The sequence below is a fragment of the Fontibacillus forbon genome, from assembly GCF_046559655.1.
Lineage (GTDB): Bacteria > Bacillota > Bacilli > Paenibacillales > Paenibacillaceae > Fontibacillus.
Genome location: NZ_JBKGFV010000001.1, coordinates 946,366 through 963,805, shown reverse-complemented (window position 1 = coordinate 963,805; position 17,440 = coordinate 946,366). Strand labels below are relative to the sequence as shown.

13 protein-coding genes and 1 pseudogene are annotated in these 17,440 nt (G+C 47.1%); 6 read left to right on the top strand and 8 right to left on the bottom strand.

The window, feature by feature from the left end; translation table 11 throughout:
- The first annotated feature begins 85 nt into the window (after nucleotides 1–85).
- From ACLB09_RS04450 to ACLB09_RS04435, 4 genes and pseudogenes are all read left to right on the top strand, one after another.
- On the top strand, nucleotides 86–775 hold the full coding sequence (locus tag ACLB09_RS04450; RefSeq protein ID WP_410768544.1) for a FadR/GntR family transcriptional regulator: 690 nt from the start codon (nucleotides 86–88) through the stop codon (nucleotides 773–775).
- 821 nt (nucleotides 776–1,596) lie between these two features.
- A complete protein-coding gene (locus ACLB09_RS04445; protein ID WP_410768543.1) occupies nucleotides 1,597–5,073 on the top strand; it encodes a glycoside hydrolase family 2 TIM barrel-domain containing protein in 3,477 nt (1,158 codons plus the stop codon).
- A 77-nt stretch (nucleotides 5,074–5,150) separates the two neighbouring features.
- Nucleotides 5,151–5,492 (top strand): antibiotic biosynthesis monooxygenase family protein, encoded by a 342-nt coding sequence (locus ACLB09_RS04440; RefSeq protein WP_410768542.1) that lies wholly within the window; start codon nucleotides 5,151–5,153, stop codon nucleotides 5,490–5,492.
- Nucleotides 5,493–5,891: 399 nt separating this feature from the next.
- Nucleotides 5,892–6,131, top strand: a pseudogene (locus ACLB09_RS04435) (transposase); the annotation flags it as partial.
- Between the two features lie 91 nt (nucleotides 6,132–6,222).
- On the opposite strand, the gene ACLB09_RS04430 reads toward ACLB09_RS04435, so the two are convergent.
- From ACLB09_RS04430 to ACLB09_RS04395, 8 genes are all read right to left on the bottom strand, one after another.
- Nucleotides 6,223–7,470, bottom strand: a complete 1,248-nt coding sequence (locus ACLB09_RS04430) for an MFS transporter (RefSeq protein WP_410768541.1) — start codon at nucleotides 7,468–7,470, stop codon at nucleotides 6,223–6,225.
- A gap of 40 nt (nucleotides 7,471–7,510) precedes the next feature.
- Nucleotides 7,511–9,118 (bottom strand): alkaline phosphatase family protein, encoded by a 1,608-nt coding sequence (locus ACLB09_RS04425; protein ID WP_410768540.1) that lies wholly within the window; start codon nucleotides 9,116–9,118, stop codon nucleotides 7,511–7,513.
- Nucleotides 9,119–9,229: 111 nt separating this feature from the next.
- Nucleotides 9,230–10,333 (bottom strand): ABC transporter permease, encoded by a 1,104-nt coding sequence (locus ACLB09_RS04420; RefSeq protein ID WP_410768538.1) that lies wholly within the window; start codon nucleotides 10,331–10,333, stop codon nucleotides 9,230–9,232.
- Complete coding sequence (locus ACLB09_RS04415) at nucleotides 10,333–11,607, bottom strand: ABC transporter permease (protein ID WP_410768537.1); 1,275 nt, start codon at nucleotides 11,605–11,607, stop codon at nucleotides 10,333–10,335. Before ACLB09_RS04415 ends, ACLB09_RS04420 begins: the two co-directional genes overlap by 1 nt.
- Before the next feature lie 11 nt (nucleotides 11,608–11,618).
- Complete coding sequence (locus ACLB09_RS04410; protein ID WP_410768536.1) at nucleotides 11,619–12,551, bottom strand: ABC transporter ATP-binding protein; 933 nt, start codon at nucleotides 12,549–12,551, stop codon at nucleotides 11,619–11,621.
- 151 nt (nucleotides 12,552–12,702) lie between these two features.
- Nucleotides 12,703–13,341, bottom strand: a complete 639-nt coding sequence (locus tag ACLB09_RS04405) for a response regulator (protein ID WP_410768535.1) — start codon at nucleotides 13,339–13,341, stop codon at nucleotides 12,703–12,705.
- Nucleotides 13,338–14,489: a sensor histidine kinase gene (locus tag ACLB09_RS04400; RefSeq protein ID WP_410768533.1), complete on the bottom strand. Its 1,152-nt coding sequence runs from the start codon at nucleotides 14,487–14,489 to the stop codon at nucleotides 13,338–13,340. Before ACLB09_RS04400 ends, ACLB09_RS04405 begins: the two co-directional genes overlap by 4 nt.
- A gap of 17 nt (nucleotides 14,490–14,506) precedes the next feature.
- A complete protein-coding gene (locus ACLB09_RS04395; RefSeq protein ID WP_410768532.1) occupies nucleotides 14,507–15,571 on the bottom strand; it encodes an ArsR/SmtB family transcription factor in 1,065 nt (354 codons plus the stop codon).
- 179 nt (nucleotides 15,572–15,750) lie between these two features.
- Here ACLB09_RS04395 and ACLB09_RS04390 point away from each other — a divergent pair, with 179 nt between their 5' ends.
- Both ACLB09_RS04390 and ACLB09_RS04385 read left to right on the top strand, forming a co-directional pair.
- The gene (locus ACLB09_RS04390) at nucleotides 15,751–16,533 is read left to right on the top strand and encodes a hypothetical protein (protein ID WP_410768531.1); all 783 of its coding nucleotides are present in this window, start codon (nucleotides 15,751–15,753) and stop codon (nucleotides 16,531–16,533) included.
- 13 nt (nucleotides 16,534–16,546) lie between these two features.
- Nucleotides 16,547–17,437: a carbohydrate kinase family protein gene (locus ACLB09_RS04385; RefSeq protein WP_410768530.1), complete on the top strand. Its 891-nt coding sequence runs from the start codon at nucleotides 16,547–16,549 to the stop codon at nucleotides 17,435–17,437.
- Nucleotides 17,438–17,440: the final 3 nt, after the last annotated feature.

Sequence of the window (17,440 nt, the reverse complement as noted above, 5' to 3'; positions counted from 1 at the left end):
GTATCATAGTATCTTTAAATGTGGTTGTCAATACACCTTTTTAATAGCAGGGTTAGGTACGCCTATGTTAGAATGAGGATTAGATATGAACTTACAGGGGACGCCGATGATGAAAAAAAGTACGTTTACAACGACGATAGATTTGCTAAAGAAGAAAATCGTAGACGGAGAGTGGCCGGCCGGTTCGAGGATCCCCACTCTCCAACAGATCTCCAAGGAATTGGAGGTCAGTGTCACTACCGTCAGAGAAGCCTTGCGGGCACTCGAAAGTCAGGGAAATGTGAGCATAGAACATGGCCGGGGCATGTATGTCAGAAATGATCCATTATTGTTAGAGGACCCTACGGCAAATCTGAAAGAACTCGGGGATATTTCTCTCGTCAAACTGCTGGAGGCAAGATTATTGATCGAGCCGGAACTGGCCGCGTTGAGTGCCGAACGGGCCACGCATACCGAGTCCAAACAGCTTCGGGAAATGGCGGATGCCATGATTCTCCAGATGGAGGATGGCGGCCCGTTCCTGGATACGGATCTCTCTTTTCACCGGTTAATTGCCGAGTCGGCTCAGCATCCCGTTCTGCTGCGGATGATGGAATCGATTTATCCCTTGCTGGCTGAAGGACGCAAACAAACCAACACCTTGCCCCATATGCGGACCAAAGCATCCAATTACCATATTCTGATCGCCATCGCGATCGAAGAGCGACAACCGGAGCAGGCTAGACAACTGATGTACTATCATATCAATGACATGCTTCAAGCTTTAAAGAAATAATTGCAATTATAACGCGTAAATCCCTGCTAGCCTTCGCTACCAGGGATTTACATATTGATATAGATATTGCTATTCAATTCAATCTATTCCTCCATCAACAATCCATATCCAAGACATGGCTATTGTTCGTCATTTTCATCTTTCCCTTTATACTCCACCTTGGAGTAATGATCCATGTCCTGCATACAGGGGTGAATTCCCGCGTACACGATCTTCACGAGCCGCGTTTTCACGGACGCTACCCTTCTTGTGAACCATCGTATTTGTACGCTTCGCTAACCTTTTGCATTGGAATCGCCTCCTTCTTGGCAAGCTTGTTCCTTGCGTTGAATGGCACTTCCTTGTTCATGGTTATCTTGGGGTTCCCACACACCCACGGTCTGCGAAAAAGACGTTGTCACATCCGCCTTCCTTTAATTTGCAGCCGCTTCCGGTATGCTTCGCTTACCTAGATCATCGGGGCTCTCTCCTCTCTTAAATCAAACAATTTATTTAAGGTTTGAGCGAATCACCAATGGCTACCGATGAGTTCCGGTTCCTTTGGTGATATCTATATCTTACCCCATAATATTAAAATTTGAAACTTTCGCAATTGGCATTCTTCGGACTCTTATTTCTTTATTTCTTTTTTCTTCCCCGCTTATCGGAACAAGACTTAAAAATCCTTTTGTTTTTTGAATGATGCTTTAATATATTCATAAAACACTTACTATTTTGCTTGAGGAACTCCTAAAGAAACCTATATTCAAACTTTCAACTAGACCATGAAATTCATAAACAAGTGAACTATAATATTGAGAAAAAAAGAGGAGTCCTTGTTCATGAGCCAGAAGAAACTGCTTAACCGTGACTGGTTATTTGCCAAACAGCCTATAGATAGCGATCTGCACACTGTAAGGACCGAAAGAATAGATTGGATGCCGGTAACCCTTCCCCACGACTGGTTGATTAATGATTCGAACAATTTATATGAAACCGGAGAAGGTTGGTACCGGAAAAATCTCCATTTTGACGAAACAGTTCCCGGCAACCGTTTGTCCCTTCGTTTTGAAGGCGTTTACATGAATTCCTCGATCTACGTCAACGGTCAACTTGCGGGAAACTGGAAATACGGATATTCCACTTTCGAGATCGATATCACGCCGTACATAACCGCTGGAATTAATGAAATTTATGTCCGGGTCATTCACGAATCTCCGAATTCGCGCTGGTATTCCGGAGCGGGCATTTATAGGAATGTCTGGCTGAAAACCTATTCCGATACTCACATTGTTCCGGACGGGATTTACATTTCAGCCACTAAAGCCGGAAAGCATTGGAACGTGGAGATAGATACGGAAATTCGTTTCGGATCGGAAGCGGCTGCCCCGCTTAATCTTCGTCATCGAATTCTGGACGCTGCCGGAGAACTCATAACTCAGATAGAAGCCGAAGTTTCTTTTGAAACGGAGAGTACTGCATGCATTACTACCATTCTATCGGTCTCTGATCCGGTTGTTTGGGATATTGACCAGCCCTATTGCTATTCCATGAAAACGGAGTTGATCGCGGACGGCTTGGTCATTGAAGAGGAAATCCAAAACTTCGGGTTCCGTACACTGGAATTTCACAGCGCGAAGGGCTTCTTCCTTAACGGCCGGTATGTAAAACTTCAAGGGGTGTGCCAGCACCACGATTTGGGTTGTTTGGGCGCTGCGGTGAATAAAGCGGCCTTAAGAAGACAAATGGTCCTCTTGCAGGAAATGGGCGTAAACGCCATTCGTACCGCCCACAATATGCCTGCGGTCGAACTGATGGAGCTCGCGGATGAGATGGGCGTCCTCATCGTATCGGAAGCGTTCGATATGTGGGAACGCAAGAAAACCCCGTACGATTATGCCCGGTTTTTCCCGCAGTGGTGGAGAAAAGATGTGGCCAGTTGGATTCGCCGGGATAGAAATCACCCCAGCATGATCATGTGGAGTCTCGGAAATGAAATTTATGACACACACGCCGATGAACGCGGTCAAGAAATTACGGCCGAGCTCCGGGACGAAGTACTTCGGCATGATCCCAAGTCCAACGCTGTCGTTACGATCGGATCTAACTACATGCCTTGGGAAAACGCCCGAAAATGCGCCGATCTGGTGAAGTTCGCCGGGTATAATTATGGGGAGAAATACTATGATCGGCACCATCAAGAGCATCCCGACTGGATCATATACGGAAGCGAAACGTCCTCCACGGTCCAAAGCAGAGGGATTTATCACTTTCCTCTGGCACAATCCGTATTATCCGATGATGATGAGCAATGTTCCTCACTGGGCAACAGCTCCACCAGTTGGGGTGCAAGAAGCACGGAAGCTTGCATAATCGCCGACCGGGATACCCCCTTCTCCCTCGGACAGTTTCTGTGGACCGGCTTTGATTACATTGGGGAACCGACGCCGTATTTCACCAAAAACTCCTATTTCGGACAAATCGACACGGCTGGCTTCAAAAAGGATTCCTTTTACATTTATCAAGCGGAATGGACTCATTACAAAGTAAAACCGATGGTTCACATTTTTCCGTACTGGGACTTTTCCGATGGCCAGCTCATCGATGTACGGGTCTGTTCCAATGCACCGAAGATTGAATTATTTTTAAATGATAGATCTATGGGCACGTTCGATATCGATCATAATCACGGATTAAAGCTATTAGGCGAGTGGCAGATCCCTTATCGCAAAGGCGTCCTACGCGCGGTTGCCTATGATGAGAAGGGCAATATCATAGCAAGCGACGTCAAGTCCTCCTTTGGAAATGCCGATTCTCTCGTCATGGTGCCCGACAAAACGCTATTAGCCGCTGACGGATCCGACTTGATTTTTGTTGAAATCTCGGCTGTCGATCAGGCGGGACATCCGGTAGAAAACGCCAATAACCGGGTGCACATCACCGTGGAAGGACCCGGCAGACTCGTAGGTCTGGATAACGGGGACAGCACCGACTTTGATTCGTACAAAGGAACCCATCGCAGAATGTTCAGCGGCAAATTGTTGGCAGTCGTTGCCTCGACTTTGGAGCCCGGCAGCATTACTGTACGGGCCGAGTCCAATAAAATCAATTCCTGCGAGTTCAACCTGAATTCCATGGCTCCCGAGCCGGCTCTGAACAAGGAACACGATGAATATGCGCTCTATGCTTATGCTCCTTCAAATCTTTCGGATAACAGCGAAGAGATTAATCCGGAAATACCTGTTCGTAAACTTGAACTGATTTGTCCGCAAGGCAACTGGCTTTCTATACAAAGCCGTTCGCTTCCTGTAAAGGTAAAAATTCATCCGGAAAACGCGACCTATCAGGATGTTCAATGGCGGATTACGAATACGGCCGGGATCGACGCGAATATAGCGACCCTTGTGGCGAACGGACACGAAGCCGTAATTACGGCTTTAGGCGACGGGGATGTCTATGTCCGCTGTTCGACGACGAACGGATCTGATAAAATCAAGCTTTATTCCCTCATGGAATTTCATATTGACGGTATGGGGCAAGCTTACTTGAATCCGTACGAGTTCGTATCCGCGGGGTATCATAACGAGTCGCGCAGCAGGAATTTAACAAACGGCAATGAACGAGGCGTTGCTTCGGGTCGAGACGGAGAAAGCGTTATCGGCTTTGACAACATCGATTTCGGAAGTTATGGTTCCGATGAAATCACGCTGCCGGTCTTCTCTCTGGACGATGAGGAGTTTCCGATCGAAATATGGGAAGGATATCCGGGCGAAGAAAAGGCTGCTTTGGTTACCAGTGTTACTTATCAAAAACCGTCCATATGGAATACGTATCAGGAAGCAACCTACAAGTTACCGAAACGTTTGAAAGGCATCACCTCACTGTGCTTTGTTTTGAGGCGGAAAATCCATTTGAAAGGCTTCCGGTTCCAAAAACCGATGAAAGCGTATCAGCGCCTTACCGCCCTTGAGAACAGCAAAATCTATGGGGATTCCTTTACGTTAGGTGATGAGGCGATTCAAAATATCGGCAATAACGTTTCCCTTGTGTTCGAAGAAATGGACTTCGGCGAAACCGGCACCGGAAAACTCGTCATCTGCGGACATTCCCCGATCGACAAAAACACGCTTCATATCATGTTCAGCGGTCCAAATGGAGAAACTCGGGAGAGGGTGGAGTTTACCTATTCCGAAGATTACATTGTCCGGGAATTTCCGCTGGAACGTATCACCGGTCTCCAAACCGTGACCTTTGTGTTTCTGCCGGGCAGCCAGTTCGATTTTAAGTGGTTTCAGTTTCAAGGGCCAGAAAATGAATAGTTGATAAACCTTTAATTCTTTTAATATATTTATTATTATCTAGCGGTTCGATGATGACCCGAAAAGGAGACACTACAATGGAGCAAAGAGCACACAGCACTAGCGGAACAAACGGAACAATGTATGCCGTCATATTTTCAAGTCAAAGGACTGAAGGAGATAACGGGTACGGCGCCATGGCCGACAAAATGGAACAACTGGCCTCCCGGCAGCCCGGTTTTATCAGCGTGGACAGCGTCAGAGATTGTTCGGGAGCGGGGATTACCGTCTCTTATTGGAAAAGCCTTGAAGCGATACAAAACTGGAAGAAAAACGAAGCTCATCTGATTGCTCAAGAAAAGGGCAAGCAAGACTGGTACCAACACTATAAAGTCCGAATCTGCAAAGTGGAAAGAGAATATGCGTCGGATCAAGCCTAACTTAAAACGAAGGAGGGTGTCCCAAAAGTACTTTTGGGACACCCTCCAGTTACAGAAAGGGCCGAAGTTGGCGTAATGAGCACCAGAGAGCAAGACCGGGGCTCACCTTCACATTGATCTCCGCTGCTGGAATAACGTCCTTTTTGGGCGCTATTTTGCGCATTTGGGTCACGTAGCATGAAATAACGGATTTTTGAGTTCTTATTTCCGTAGGAAATGATCATTGAAGCTGCTTTGGCAGGTTTGCATTAAAATAATGACCCAAAAGGACACTATTTCTCTATTGCCTGCCTCACTCGAGGAAATAAGGACCCAAAAGGTCGTTATTGAGACCGACATGAAGAAGATGGGCCACTTTAGAAACCCTGTGCCTTATAAAAGGACAGGGTCTCTCGACAATCGCGGCACTATGGCAACGTGAATTGTATGGACTGTCCGTTCAAGTTTTCCTGCACCAAAGCCGCCGAAAATCGAGAAATCCAAGTGAGCCTAACCTACTTTCATTATAAGAAGCAGATCCGCAAAAAGCTGGCCAGCGAGGAAGGATACACCTGTCGGTTCGTCGAATGCACGAACCGGAAAGCGTATAAAAATAATCGAGGCTTCCGACGCTTCCTGCTTTGTGGCTTACCCAAAGTTAGCTTGGAGGTCGGGTAGCTTTGCCTTGCCCACAACCTGCTAAAGCAGGCGGCAGTAAGCCAAGAGAAAGAGCCAGCCAAGAATAACATCTCTATGCCGGCTCGTTTATCGCAGGCTTCCCCGCTTCCAGCAATAACTTGTTCCGACCCAAGAAAATAGCCAGTACTCCGATGAACAGCCCCGTCCCGATCAATAGCCATTCAATTTGAATGATATCCGCGATAGGACCGAATATAAGCATCCCTATCGGCATCATCGAAGTCGATATCATGCCAAATACCCCGAAAATTCTTCCAAGATAGCTTTCTTCCACTTTTTCTTGAATTAAAACCATGGTAGGGGTGTTAAATATAGGCATCGCCAATCCGAAAATCGCCATGAAAACGAGGTAGGCCCAAAAGAGCGGAACGATGCCGAGCGCCAAGGTACAAGCACCCATGAACAAACTTGCTAAAGTCATGGTGTGAACTTTATTGGTGAAGCCGCCCCAAGAAGCAATAATCCCGCCCCCTGCCATCATGCCGATCGAAAAAGCAATTTCAATCGCGGTCAAACGCCAGACATCATCCCCGAAGGTGCGCGTAACCTGCAATGGCGTCAAAAAGGCGGCCGGTGCCATCAACACGAAGAAGACGGCGAAGAACAGAAAAAAGGTCTTCAAGAAATCATGATCTTTGATGTAAATTAATCCCTCTTTAAAGTCGGAGAAATAGCTCGTCGATTGCTTTTCGGCTGCTTTCTCATGCACCGGAATTTTAAAGAACAGGAGCAGCGTCAGGATCGCCAGCGCCGCGGTGATTACATCAATAAAGAAAATGATTTCGATGGATGACAGCGTAAGTAACGCCGCGCTAACCATCGGAGCCACGAACATCATAACCGCTTGCAGCGTGCCATTGACCCCGTTGACCCGGGTCAGCTTCTCGCTCGGAACGAATTGAGGCAAAATCGAACCTACCGCAGGTGTCTGAATTCCCGTACCGACGGCACGGACGGCCGCCATGACAAAGAGAAGCCAGGTTGCTTTATATCCCGATAAGAATACAATAGCGAGAATCAGCGTGGCCGTTGCAATCAGCGCGTCGGATAACATAATGAGCTTTTTCCGGTTGTACCGGTCCGCCCACACCCCCGCGAACGGAGACAAAATAAAGGTGGGGATAAAGCCGCAAATGATAAACAAGGTCATCATGACCCCGGACTCGGTAGTTAGCGTCACATACCACATGATCGCATACTGAACCAAGGCCGAACCGAATAGCGAAATAGTCTGGCTGCTTAAAAACAAAATAATATTTTTTTTCCAATGACTCATATCTTGTGTCTTAGCTGGGTCCATCTTGGTCACACCCCTTCTCCGGCACTTTACGTAACTTACCTTACTCATTATACTGATTTTTTGTCGTAAGCAAATCAAGAAAGTAAGTTTTTAGGTCCACAATCCTTAAAAATTGAGGCTTTTGATCGCTTCCGCAGATAATTAAAGGCACGAGCGATTCGGTACTGCGAATGGAACCGTGTCCTCCCCCGCCCTTATGCGTAGGTGAACTTTTGTCCGACAATTCGTACCCTGGTTTTGCGGTAACCACCAAAAAACGGCCTCCGTGGGAATTCATTGCGCTTGACAATCTCTTAAGCACATCGGGATACCCCCCGTAACTCAAGGTATGGTCGGAGTCGTTCACCCTCACATCCAATACTTTTAAATCCCCTTCCAATGTCCACGTTTGTTTATATGGGTCAGTCAATGTACCGCCCGCTTTAAACTTTAGCTGCTTGGAGGCCGAACCTTGAATGGCATAAACCCACTCTTTATCTTGCCAGGCGATAAAATCGATCCGGGAATCTTGATGCAATAGCGTTACCGCCTCTTTCAACGAAGTCTTCTCATCGATCGCATATACATAAGCCATCGTTTCATTTACGGCGAGCGTGAACTTTTTATCTTTACTGTCGGCTTCGCCAGGGCTTAGTACCCGCTCATCTCCCAATATGGAAGGCAGATCGATTTCCGGGTTTTGATTCGCGGGGAGGATTTGCGTCATGCCGCTGTCGCCCATAATAACCAAAACGACTTCTTGTAAAGCTTGTTCCGGCGAGCCGAAAGATTGCAGCAAAGAATAAAGCTGGCCGTCCAGCTCCTTTACGCCCTTCAATGCCGAAGGACCGTTCTTATGAAGTTCCTGATCCAGATCCGGCAAATAGACATATAGAAAATCCGGCAGCTTTTCGTTCCTAATCAAATATTTTAAAGCCTTCATGGAATAATCATTGTTGATCCCCATTTTGTTCCCCAGTCCGGTCGGCATATCAATGAACTCTTCAAACGGATTGGACAGCATACCCAAGGCCAACAAATCCGGTCCTTTTACGTGAATTTGCTTAGGCAAAGACGAAGGGCCGTGAATCCATCCGGGAACGGATAGCGTATGATCCGCTGAGCCCCGGTAAATCAAGCCGTTGATTGAACCGGACTTCAGCCCGTTCTTGGCCAAGTCCTCATAAATCGTAGACAGTTTGGGGTTTAAATGGGTGCTGTTCAAATGAATAACCGCATCGGCCAACACGGGATCAATCCCTTGCTGCAGCACTTCGAGCGGTCCTGTACCGTAATTGACGGTTTTCCGCTCGGCCTGGTTATACCAGGTCAAACCCGGAATGCGATGACCGTCAGGGTATTGTCCGGTTAACAGCGTGCTATCGATCGAAACGGACATTGTCGGAAATGCACTGACTAAATCTTTGTAATATTGTCCGTGCTCAATCAGATACCTTAGGGTTGGAAGTTCATTTTGCCGCATTCCATAATCGATGGTTTGAGACATTAATGAGTCGGCCACCAGTAAAATCACTTTCTTGTTATGTTCCCTGTTTACGGATTTAACCCGTAACAAGTCCTCTTCCTTCGGTTTGGCATGCTGGCAACCGGCAACCAGGGTCCAGAGGAGAATCAAGGAAAGAATTCGAAACCATTTCAATTTCCACATGAAAGTTCACCTGTTTTTAGGTACATTTTGCCACGGGAAGCTCGATGTCATTCAACAATGGTCAGAAAAATAATCCTGACCGTTTCCGGATCAGGATTAAATAACGATTTTTCATCTTCGGCGCCGTTCCATCAAGTTAATGCCGACACCCATGCAGATCACGCCGATAATGCAAAGCTTCGCGATGGATAAAAAGATGTCCTGCCACCCGCCATTGTAAATTGCGACAGCTACTAACGCATCCATCGCGTGTTTCAGCGGAAATATTTCCGATATGCCAAGCAGAAACTTATTTGTAATCGTTCCCGGCGGCATATATGCTCCGCTTAGCAGCGGCATGACCGGAATGGCGGAAGGAAAGACAATATTGAATTGTTCCGGTGTCTTTAAAATACCCGTAAGAAGCATGGACATGGCTACAATGCTCAAGGTGTAGATCGCCGCGATCAGAATCAGCATCCCAAAACGCCCGCCAAGCTCTAAACCGAATGCGAAATTGAACAATACAAATACGGCTGAAATTTGCAGGAAACCTATTAAAGAGCTGTACATAAGATGGCCCGTATACATTTCGAATTTGCTTACCGGTGAAAGAATAACCCGGCTCCATATCCCGGACACCTTTTCCTGCGAAATGGAATTGATTTTATAACCGACCGTAAACATAGCAAGAAACAGAGAGAACGTAAACAGCAATTGCAGGCTCATGTCGTACTTAATCAGTTCATCCCCGTCCGAGGTCCGCAGATTCAACGCTAACGGGGGAGCCTCTTGATATTGCGCCATTTCTTTCCGAAACGCGCCGGCGTCGTCCGCAAATTTCTCTGCTGCCCTCAGCCTCAGTTCCTCCACAAATACGGAATGAACGTGATGTTCAACAAGCTGTACATTCGGATTATCGATGGCGGCGATGATCCGGTAGTCGTTCTCCATCAATTGAACCGCCGCGTCGGTACGACCCTCGCGCACTTCCGAACGGGCCTGATCTTCATCCTGTATCACAAACTTTATCGTTTCGCCTTTATTCAAAAGATTCAGCCATGCTTCCGCCTTCCGTGTCTCCATTCCGGGTGCCTTAAAGACGCTTATTTTCATCTGGCTGTCGATACCGAATCCGAACAGCAGGGTTGCAAGGATGCTAAGCCCGCAAAAACTAAGAATCAATAACGGAGAACGCTTATCCTTCATCCATTGGGCCAGAAATATCGGATTCATTAGATGCGCCCCCTTCTAGGAAAACTCCAGATCGCGATAGCTATGACCACTAGCGAAAACACGCCCAGTTTTAACATAGATGCGATCAAGGAATCCATGTTTTCGATTTGAAGCCACTCCAGCAATGCGGCGAGTGTCAATCCGTTCGGCGTCCACTCCCCGGCAATTTGCAACCATTCCGGAAGAACATATACCGGTACAAAACTGCCTCCGATGGTGCCGGCAATAAGGACGGCCATAAAAGTAACGGCATTCGCGACCGAGTCTTCCAGTTGAAATACCAGTGTGGTAAACAACGAAGCTAAAGCTCCCATGCAGAAGGACAATACAACCAAAACCACGGTTACGCCGATCCAGAACGGAAGCGACCGGCCTTGAAAAATGCCAAAAAAGAGATGGGAAGCAAGCAATACAAATACGAGCTGTAACAGGGTCAAGCAAAACGTCGAGGTGATCTTGCCAGACAAATAATTCGCCGGATGCGAACCGGTAAGTAGAATACGTTCAAAGACACGCTCTCTTTTCTCTCCGGTTGCTTTAGAAGCTATCGTCACCGAAATCATCAGTGCAAAGACGATGCTGATCGCCAGCGCATAATATTGAAAAGAAGTCACCATTTCAACCCCAGGCAATATCTCGCGCCCGCCTATTCCGCTATAATCTTCAAATATAACTGCTGCCGCATCTGCATCGACAGCCGGCAAATGGCTGACGGCGATCTGAAAATTCATCGTTCGCAAAACGTCATCGAGTATTCCGGCCAATACATCAACATGCATTGAAGCCTTATCGGCGGTGATGCTCAGTTCCGCTCCCTCGCCGTCATCGAACATCATTTTGCTTAACGCCGCCTCTGTGAACCCTGCCGGTATGGTCAGAACAGCCTCGATCTTTTTGCCTTTCAATTGGCGGGCTGCTTCATCTGCATCCAGTTCTTCCAAATGAACTATTTCCTTCACGGAATCCTCATGAAGCACATTCAAAAGTTGCCTTACCGGGGACATTTGTTCCATTTGCTGCACCCGCGCCGACTTCATTTCGTCAGATAAGGAGCGTAATTCACGTGAATCCTTCAGCGTTTGCAAGCCTGCATCTTCATCATCCAGCTTCACCAGGCCTACCTTCATTTCCAAAGTCTTGGCCGGGTTCTCCACCCAACCGGGTAATGCGAAGCCGAGCACCGTAATGAGAACCATAGGCATCAAGAGGGAAATGATAATCTCTTTTCGATCCCTCCAATAAACCAGGAAATCCTTCATGAAATATGGAATCAAGCGGCCCCCTCCTAATCTCTCAACGTCCGTCCGGTCAGATGCAAAAATACATCTTCCAGGCTCGGCGTTTGAACGTGGATATTGACGAGCTGGACTTGATGGCGCTCGGTTGCCTGAACGACTGTGGACAAAAATTGATTTTGTTTGGCCACGATGAGTTTCAATCCGTTCTCGGTTTCATCGACTTGACGTACCGCCGGAAGGCTCCTCAGTTCATTGGCCAACTCATGGCTTTGTTTATCCAGTTGGAGCAGCAACGTATCCTCGCTGGATAAAATCCGCCGCAGTTCGTCTGTCGTTCCGGAAGCAATGATCCGCCCGTGATCCATAATGTATACTCGACTACAAAGCTGCTCGACTTCTTCCATGTAGTGGCTTGTATATAGAACCGTCGTTCCCTTCTCGCGATTTAACCGCCTGACGGTTTCAAGAATATGGCTGCGGGACTGTGGATCGATCCCGACGGTCGGCTCATCCATAATCACGATTTTGGGATCATGCAGCAGTGCGGTAGCAATATTAATTCGTCTTTTCATGCCGCCTGAATAAGATTTAATGAGTTCTTTCTGCCGGTCCCTGAGGCCGACCATCTCCAGTACTTCCTGAATCTTCATTTCCAGTTCATGGCCTTTCAAGCGGTAGATTCGCCCGAAAAATTTCAAATTTTCATACGCGCTTAATGCTTCATACAGGGCAATTTCTTGCGGGACAACGCCAAGTATCCGACGGATCAGTTGCGGTTTCGATACAATGCTAGCCCCATTCAGCCTTACATCCCCGGAATTTGGGGTTAACAAGGATGAAATCATGGAAATCGTCGTTGATTTGCCGGCTCCGTTCGGTCCAAGCAAGCCGACGGATTCCCCTTCATCCAGGTAAAGACTTACGTTATCAACCGCGGTTTTCCCTTTAAATACCTTACGTAATTCTACCGCCTCAAGCATATGTTCTACCTCCCAAATAAGACTCAACCCGTTTGCTATCGCCAGTATACATGGAAAAAGACAGTGCTCACACTGTCCTCCGTCATTACATTCTTGTCTGCCCATGACTCCGGTCACGGGTGCATCCGGAATTGGAATCCAGGTTCCTGATTTAAACGACATTGTGGCGAATTGCATAAATCGCCAGCTGCGTACGGTCCCGCAAATCCAACTTTTCCATCATTTGACTCATATGATTTTTCACGGTTCCGACCGACAAGCCCAGTTCCTCGGAAATTTCCCGATTGCTGCGGCCCTCCCCTACAAGTTTCAATATATCCAGCTCGCGAGGCGTTATGGATGAATCAACGGTTTTTTCGGCTTCCTCCTTTTTGTGCAGCAAACGAGGAATCACCTTGGCGGCAACATCGTCCTGCAATGACAATCCCCCCGATAGACAGCTGCGAATTGAACGTATTAGCGCTTCCGGTTCCGCATCTTTCAGAAGATATCCGCTGGCACCGCCTTTCAAAGCTTCAAGCGCATATTCATCGTCGTTAAATGTCGTCAACATAAGCACTTTACGCTCCGGCCAGCGCTTCCGGATCAGGCGACCGGCTTCCAGGCCATTCATCACCGGCATTTGAATATCAAGGATAACCAGATCGAACAGATGCCGTTCGTTCAGTTCTACCGCTTCTTTTCCGTTGGCGGCTTCGCACGTTACACGCAGCTCGCCATCACTCTCTATCATCATTTTTAAACCTTGGCGGACCATGGCTTGATCCTCGGCAAGTAAAATTCTAATCATCCGGATGTCTCCTCATAGCTTGTTGGTATGATCAACGGTATCGTGCCGCGCACGGTAAACCGATCGCGATTATCAAGGATTTCCAGCCGGCCCATAACATTTCCAATTCGTTCCCGCATGGAAGAAAGCCCAAAGCCTTCCCGGAAATTTCCCTGTACGCCGCCCGGATTTGTGATCTCAAATCGGAACACGCTGCCGCCCGGGGCTTCGAACATGATATCGGCCTCCCGGGACTTGCTATGCTTCATAATATTCGTCAGCGCCTCCTGGACGGCACGATATACCGCGATGGATTGGTCGTTATTAAGCGGAGCGGATAACGCCCCGTGCTTCACCGTAAAATGGACTTTGATCACGCTCTCCGCCTCGAGTTTCCGGATCAATCTCATAATGGCGGAAAGACCGCCCGGCTCACTGTCTTTTAACACTTTAACCGCACTCCGCGTTTCGTACAGGCTTTCCTGTGCCAATTCCTTTAATTTTATGATCTGTCCTTCGGGATCTACATCTCGTTGCATGCGGAAAACTTCCAACTGCATCATTAAAGCCGTCAGTTTATGTCCGACGGAATCATGAATATCCCGGCCTACCTGGGCCCGTTCCTCCCGGCGGGCCAGCTCTTCGTCGCTCGCCATCCTTCTTTTCAATTTTCGGTATTCCCCTAATAACGCTTCATTCCGCGCTTCCGCGGCAATGGCCCTTTGCGAGGCGTTGCGAAACACGGCAAACCCAATCGCAAGCAAAACCGCATATAAACCTATGTATGCTGGCGGCAGGGAAGGATAGCCCATGGCATATGGAGCCAAGGCGCCAGCCGCGCAAATCAATCCCAAGATCGTAGCGTGGATCGGCGGCAGCCTGTACGCCGCTTTCCCCGCGAGTACGGACAAAATCAGCAGGGTGTATGGATTAAAGTTATCCTCCTTACCAGGCCATAAGACGAAGACGGCAAGGAGAGAAGCAACCGTCAAATTTAAGCATAAAAAGGCCGGTTTCTGCCGCAAAAGCGGCGATATAAAAAATGCGGCAAAAAATAGTGCGCTGCCCAAAATGCTCCAAGACACCATGGAACCTTCCGGCGCTAATTGCTGGAGAGCGCAAAGCCAAATCGCAAACAATAAGATCAACCATATCCAAAACGTGCGCATAGGTTTCGTCTCCCGGTTCAAGATTGCTGTAATGATCTTATAAAATCTTCAAGCGGTTTCAGCAGCTTGGATCGGTCAAGCGAATAATAGAAGCGGTTATCCGTTCTTGTAAAACTGACCACGCCGATTTGCTGCAAAAAGCCGATATGATATGAAACCGTCGGAGGCGAAATATCCAGGGCTTCGGCCAATTCCTGGCCAAACCAGGGGCGTTCGGACAACAGGCGGATAATTCCGATCCGTTTCACGTCCGACAATACTTTGAAGAACTGGGCTTGTCTTTCCGCCGCAAAAGATTCATTAAACAAAAGGTCCGAATATATCCCGAGCACAAACCAATCCGCGGTATCCTCCCGATACGAAGAATAAGCATGGCAGCTTACGTATTTGAAAAAACTTAAATGCAGTACGTAACCCCCCTGAGAGTCCTTCAAGCTGTCCAAGTTCAAATACTGCTTCATGAACATTTCGGGTGTTTCCTGAAACATGAGTTCGTAACGCGGCATTTCGGCCTCGATCATTTTCCTGATCTCGGACTCGAAAGGAGCAAATCCCGCATCATAAAACCGGCTCAATAACAAGATAAACCGTTGCTTGACCTCCTCCGGATTTTCCACCGCTTCGAGTATGCGGTCCCTTCTTGCTTGGTCCTGAACAGGAGTATCGCCAATCAGGTTCAATAATCCGGACTTATTTCCTTTAAGTGCAATGTAATCAGGAGATCCCTTGGCAGGCAAGGTGTTTTTGCAAATACTCTCTATCATTTTGAAGACAAATTCATCATTATGTTCCTGTTGAAGCAATGTTATGATATCCGTCACCTTGTTTAGGGAGGCATGAAAGATGATGTATTTATACAAAACAAATCCCAATCCGCTCGCATCAAAAAAATAGATTAATTCTTGCCGGATGTATTGGGAAAGCGACTCCTTCATTTCTTGTAGCATGCCGGTAATTTTGTCGTTAGGCTCCAGATCAAAATCCCGGATCATCTCCAAAAAACCTTTATCCGTACCCAAGGCAAACAGACAATTCAGAAACTCCATAGGTTGATTTATGGTGATCTTCATTTTGGGTTCCATACTTTTCATCCCTTCGATTCTTCGGGTTGAATATCTTGAATTTGATAACCATCTAATTAATCTTACTCGATTTCAAAACTTTAAGTCAATAGATTTAAATTTTATCGAATCTTAATTGATTTTATATTTATCTAATGTATAATCTAGTTACGAAATTATTGAATATACGGAGGTATATTATGAATACACCAGAGCAACTTTTAAAACGGCTCGACTCCATCGGACAAAGCCTGAGTATGCGTGAACATGCCTTGCTTTTGCTGGGCGTAGGTTCGGTAGGAACGGAGCTGGAGCGGTTGGACTCCTACTCGGATCTTGATTTCTTTGTCTTCACAGAACAGGGTTATAGCAACACATTTATTGAAAATTTGGATTGGTTGAACAGTGCCTGTGCCCTCTCCTTTCATTTCCGCAACACGGAAGATGGCTATAAAATCATGTTTGAGGACGGTATTTACGGGGAATTCGCCGTTTTCGACGAAAACAAAATGACTGAGGTTCCTTGCAACGGTGGCAGGATCATCTGGAGTAAACCCGGATATAAGCATGTGATTCCTTCCTTGGAGCAGCCGATTTCCGTTAATCGGCCGGTTACGGCCGATTTTGCCCTGAACGAAGCAGTAACCAACATTTACGTCGGCCTTTGCAGATATGCCCGGGGAGAAAAGCTATCCGCTAAAACATTCATTGAAACTTACGCCATGAATCAACTCATATCCGTCTTGCATTTGTATCAGGAGGAACAACCCTCAAATTTGGATCCCTATAATAACGATCGGAGAATCGAGCAACGTTTTCCCGATTTTGATATTCATTTTAGTCAAATGCTTCAGGGATATGACCAGGTTCCCCAGTCGGCAATCCACATTTTTTCGTACATCGAGCGCATTTTTCCGGTAAATGAGAAGCTGTCCCAAGAAATAAAAGATCTGGCCATTCGGCTTGGAGCAAGCCTATCCTGAGGAGGAACTGAACATGCTAAACGTACTAATTTTAGGCGGGACCACCTACGATACCGTTATTTCGCTCCCCCATCTTCCCGAGCCCGTGCCGCAAACCATTCACTTTGCCCCCTTTCATGAAGCTTTAGGTTCAACCGGTGCAGGCAAAGCGCTGAATCTAACCCGATTGAATGTACCCTGCATCCTGCATTCCATTATTGGTGACGATCCATACGGTCAATTCATCAGCAATAACCTTCGGCAAGCCGGAGTTAAGTTTCATTACGATCTTGATCCGAAAGGAACGGAGCGGCATGTGAATCTGATGGATCAGGAGGGCAACCGGATCTCCATGTTTATTACGCAGTCCTCGGTTCAGCCTCCGCTGAATATGGTATTTCTTGAAGAACTTATTCGTGATTGCGATCTCGTCGTGTTGAATATTATCAACTACACGAAACCATTGATCGGCTTGTGCCGGAAATACAACAAACCGATCTGGACCGACCTGCACGATTATGATGGGAGTAACAGCTACCATGAAGATTATATTGAAGCCGCAGACTATTTTTTTATGAGTTCGGACAATATGGAGAATTACAGAAGCGTTATGGAAGCTTTACATCGTAAGGGGAAGAAACTGATTGTTTGTACTCACGGCAAAAAAGGGGCGACCTGCCTGAACGAAGACGGCGTGTGGATCGAACGCGGCGTAATTGAAGATTACGAATATAAAGATGCCAACGGAGCGGGAGACAGCTTTTTTTCAGGATTTTTGTACGGTTATTTGCATAACAAGCCTGTCGAGAAATGCTTGGATTTGGCCACGATTTGTGCCGGGCTTTGCATTACCTCCGAACAATTGGCCTTTCCGGAATTAACTGAGGAACTGATTTGGCAGGAGAATGAGAAATATTTCGAGTAAACC

Coding starts and splice junctions, on each gene's coding strand:
- ACLB09_RS04450 (WP_410768544.1), top strand. CDS start 86: ATGAACTTACAGGGGACGCCGATGATGAAAAAAAGTACGTTTACAACG.
- ACLB09_RS04445 (WP_410768543.1), top strand. CDS start 1,597: ATGAGCCAGAAGAAACTGCTTAACCGTGACTGGTTATTTGCCAAACAG.
- ACLB09_RS04440 (WP_410768542.1), top strand. CDS start 5,151: ATGGAGCAAAGAGCACACAGCACTAGCGGAACAAACGGAACAATGTAT.
- ACLB09_RS04430 (WP_410768541.1), bottom strand. CDS start 7,470: ATGGACCCAGCTAAGACACAAGATATGAGTCATTGGAAAAAAAATATT.
- ACLB09_RS04425 (WP_410768540.1), bottom strand. CDS start 9,118: ATGTGGAAATTGAAATGGTTTCGAATTCTTTCCTTGATTCTCCTCTGG.
- ACLB09_RS04420 (WP_410768538.1), bottom strand. CDS start 10,333: ATGAATCCGATATTTCTGGCCCAATGGATGAAGGATAAGCGTTCTCCG.
- ACLB09_RS04410 (WP_410768536.1), bottom strand. CDS start 12,551: ATGCTTGAGGCGGTAGAATTACGTAAGGTATTTAAAGGGAAAACCGCG.
- ACLB09_RS04405 (WP_410768535.1), bottom strand. CDS start 13,341: ATGATTAGAATTTTACTTGCCGAGGATCAAGCCATGGTCCGCCAAGGT.
- ACLB09_RS04400 (WP_410768533.1), bottom strand. CDS start 14,489: ATGCGCACGTTTTGGATATGGTTGATCTTATTGTTTGCGATTTGGCTT.
- ACLB09_RS04395 (WP_410768532.1), bottom strand. CDS start 15,571: ATGGAACCCAAAATGAAGATCACCATAAATCAACCTATGGAGTTTCTG.
- ACLB09_RS04390 (WP_410768531.1), top strand. CDS start 15,751: ATGAATACACCAGAGCAACTTTTAAAACGGCTCGACTCCATCGGACAA.
- ACLB09_RS04385 (WP_410768530.1), top strand. CDS start 16,547: ATGCTAAACGTACTAATTTTAGGCGGGACCACCTACGATACCGTTATT.